This is a genomic window from Streptomyces sp. URMC 123 (assembly GCF_051386515.1).
Taxonomy (GTDB): Bacteria; Actinomycetota; Actinomycetes; order Streptomycetales; family Streptomycetaceae; genus Streptomyces.
Map to the genome: position 1 here is coordinate 1 of NZ_JBPQTV010000480.1, position 3622 is coordinate 3622.

Here is a 3622-nt window from a genome sequence, read left to right on the forward strand (position 1 = left end):
GCCGGTGCGCCAGCACCGCGACCGCCAGGGCCTGGACGTCGTCGGGAAGGGCGAAGTCCCGGCCGGCGAGCGCGGCGGACGCCTTGGCGGCGCGCAGCAGATGGAGCGTGGCGCGCGGCGAGGCGCCCAGCCGCAGGTCCGGGTGGTGACGGGTGGCGGCCACCAGGTCCACGGCGTAGCGGCGCACCGGCTCGGCGACATGGACCGTGCGGACCGCCTCCACCAGCTTCACCACCTCATGGGCGTGCGCCACCGGCTGGAGGTCGTCGAGCGGCGAGGCCCCGCCGTGCACGTCGAGCATCCGCAGCTCCGCCTCCGGGCTGGGATAGCCGATCGACACCCGGGCCATGAAGCGGTCGCGCTGCGCCTCGGGGAGCGGGTACGTGCCCTCCATCTCCACCGGGTTCTGGGTGGCCACCACCATGAAGGGGCTGGGCAGTTCGAAGGTCTGGCCGTCGACCGTGACCTGGCGCTCCTCCATGGACTCCAGCAGCGCCGACTGCGTCTTGGGGGAGGCGCGGTTGATCTCGTCGCCGATGACGATCTGGGCGAACACCGCGCCGGGCTTGAACTCGAAGTCCTGCCGCTGCTGGTCGTAGACGCTCACGCCGGTGATGTCCGACGGCAGCAGGTCGGGGGTGAACTGGATGCGGCGCACCGAGCAGTCGATGGACCGCGCCAGCGCCTTGGCGAGCATGGTCTTGCCCACGCCCGGAACGTCCTCGATGAGCAGGTGCCCCTCGGCGAGGAGCACGGTCAGCGAGAGCCGTACGACCTCCGGCTTGCCCTCGATCACGCTCTCCACCGACGCGCGGACGCGCTCCGCTGTGGTGGTCAGATCCGTGAGGCTCGCTCGATCGTCATAGGTCGTCACCCGGCCCTCCTCGGCCCGTTCTCCGGGCCGTCGCATCCCGCACGCCCTTGCGCACGCGGCTCGGCCCACCCCGGAACACGTGCCGCGCCGGCGCGATACCGGGCGGCGACGTCACATGACGCATTCTTGCCGCCGATACGGCTTCGCGTCACTCGGCTGTGGATAACTCCCCTCGCCGCTGCCCTGCGCGGCGGTGTGTCCCGGTGGGGGCCGAGGCCCCCACCGGGGGGAGAAGCGAACGCCGGCCCGGGAACGCCGGCCCGGGACAGCAGTAGCCCGGGGCCCGGGCTACTGCTGCGGGTCGACCTCGCGCAGCAGCCCCGTCGTCACGTCGAAGACGAAGCCACGGACGTCGTCGGTGTGCAGCAGGAACGGAGAGGTGCGGACCCGCTGGATGGACTGGCGGACGTCCTGGTCGAGGTCGCGGAAGGACTCCACCGCCCAGGACGGGCGCTGGCCGACCTCCATCTCCAGCTCGTGCCGGAAGTCCTCGGTGAGGGTGAGCAGGCCGCAGCCCGTGTGGTGGATCAGTATGACGCTGCGGGTGCCCAGCGCCCGCTGGCTGATGGTGAGGGAGCGGATGACGTCGTCGGTGACGACACCGCCGGCGTTGCGGATGGTGTGGCAGTCGCCGAGCTGGAGGCCGAGCGCGGCGTGGAGGTCCAGCCGTGCGTCCATGCAGGCGACGACGGCCACCTTGAGCACGGGCCGGGCGTCCATGCCCGGGTCGTGGAAGTCCGCGGCGTACTGGCGGTTGGCCGCCACGAGCCGGTCGATGACCGTGGGGGAGTCATCGGCCTGGCCGCCGGGAGTTGCGGAGTGCTCTGCAGCTGCGGGGCGGGATGCGGAAGTCGACATGACCACAACGGTAGTCGCCCCTGGTCAGAAGGGCTCGCGGCGCACACGGGCAAAGACGTGGCAAAGACGATTCAGCGGACACGGATGTGACGTAACCCACAGGGGAGCTTCTCGCTCATTCGTGCGAAACGGGTACGGTTTCGCGGCGCGCAGGGTCGTTGGTTGACCGAGGGGACGAGTGGACTAAAGTGACGCGAAGTGGGAGGCGTGACGCTCCCCTCGGAACCGAATCCCCCCGCGTGCGCGGCGCGTACGTACGGCTCGGCCTCCTCCCGCTCCCTGGCCGGCTGACGCCCCTTCCCCGGCGCCAGCAGGCCCACTTCCCCTTGAGAGCGGGTGGGGACCAGGCGGTACGTCCGTCGTGCCGCCGGACCTGAGAGGGCGCATGAGCCAGACCCGACATGTCCCGGTGATGCTCCAGCGGTGCCTGGACCTGTTGGCCCCGGCTCTGGAGCGGCCACCGGGCGGGGTCACGGACACCGCGGGCCGGCCGCCCGTGGTCGTCGACTGCACGCTCGGCCTCGGCGGGCACAGCGAGGCGCTGCTCGCCGCCTTCCCCGATGTGCGGCTCATCGGACTCGACCGCGACACCGAGGCGCTCCGGCTGGCCGGTGAGCGGCTCGCCCCGTACGGCGATCGGGCGACGCTGGTGCACGCCGTCTACGACGAGCTCCCCGAGGTCCTCGACCGGCTGGGCGTCCCCCGGGTGCAGGGCATCCTCTTCGACCTCGGCGTCTCCTCGATGCAGCTCGACGAGGCGGACCGGGGCTTCGCCTATGCCCAGGACGCCCCGCTCGACATGCGGATGGACCAGACCCGGGGCATCAGCGCCGCCGAGGTGCTCAACACCTACCCGCCCGGCGACCTGGTCCGCATCCTGCGGGCCTACGGCGAGGAGAAGTTCGCCCGGAAGATCGTCGACGCGGTGGTGCGGGAGCGGGAGAAGGAGCCCTTCAGCACCAGCGCCCGGCTGGTGGAGCTGATCCGCGAGGCGCTGCCGCAGGCCGCCAAGCGCACCGGCGGGAACCCCGCCAAGCGGACCTTCCAGGCGCTGCGCATCGAGGTCAACGGCGAGCTGTCGGTGCTGGAGCGGGCCGTTCCGGCGGCCGTCTCGGCGCTGGCGGTCGGCGGCCGCATCGCCGTGCTCTCCTATCACTCGCTCGAGGACCGGCTGGTCAAGCAGGTGCTCGCGGCCGGCGCCGCCACCACCGCGCCGCCCGGGCTGCCGGTCGTCCCCGAGCGCTACCAGCCCCGGCTGAAGCTGCTCACCCGGGGCGCGGAGCTGCCCACGGAGGCGGAGATCGCCGAGAACCGGCGCGCCGCCCCGGCCAGACTGCGCGGCGCGGAGCGCATCCGGGAGGACGTGGAATGAGGGGGAAGCGCATCCGGGAGGACGTGGCATGAGGGGCGGCGGCGCGCGGGGACCGGCCCGGGGGGCCGGGGTGAAGGGCGACGGCCGGCGGGGCCGACTGCGGCCCGGCCCCGGACAGCCGGCCGCCCGTACGCCCTTCGTCCTGCTGGTGGTGGTGCTGCTCGGCACCGGGCTGATCTCGCTGCTGCTGCTCAACACCTCGCTCAACCAGGGCTCGTTCAAGCTGAGCAAGCTCAGGAAGCAGACCACCGAGCTGACCGACGAGCAGCAGGCGCTGCAGCAGGAGGTCGACTCCTACTCCGCCCCCGACGCCCTGGAGCGCAGGGCCCGCGAGCTCGGGCTGGTGCCCGGCGGGCCGCCCGCCTTCCTCACCCCCGACGGCACCGTGCGCGGCGCCGCTGCCCCGGCCGACGGGGCGGGCCTGCCGCCCCTGGAGCCCGCGTCGGCGCCGCCCTCCGCGGCCCGGCCGTCGTCCCCGCCCCCGTCCCGGGGCGGCGAGCCCTCGCCCGCCGCCGCAC

At 73.2% G+C, this 3622-nt stretch carries 4 protein-coding genes; 2 read left to right on the forward strand and 2 right to left on the reverse strand.

Annotated elements, in window-relative coordinates:
* Positions 1 to 874: AAA family ATPase (locus ACSNOD_RS29665; RefSeq protein ID WP_436770171.1), on the reverse strand; the 874-nt coding region annotated here is incomplete at its 3' end.
* Between the two features lie 288 nt (positions 875 to 1162).
* A complete protein-coding gene (locus tag ACSNOD_RS29670; RefSeq protein WP_436770172.1) occupies positions 1163 to 1732 on the reverse strand; it encodes a beta-class carbonic anhydrase in 570 nt (189 codons plus the stop codon).
* A gap of 385 nt (positions 1733 to 2117) precedes the next feature.
* On the opposite strand from ACSNOD_RS29670, the gene rsmH reads away from it, so the two are divergent.
* Positions 2118 to 3104, forward strand: a complete 987-nt coding sequence (gene rsmH, locus ACSNOD_RS29675) for a 16S rRNA (cytosine(1402)-N(4))-methyltransferase RsmH (protein ID WP_436770173.1) — start codon at positions 2118 to 2120, stop codon at positions 3102 to 3104.
* Between the two features lie 28 nt (positions 3105 to 3132).
* On the forward strand, positions 3133 to 3622 hold a 490-nt coding region (locus ACSNOD_RS29680; RefSeq protein ID WP_436770174.1), incomplete at its 3' end, for an FtsB family cell division protein.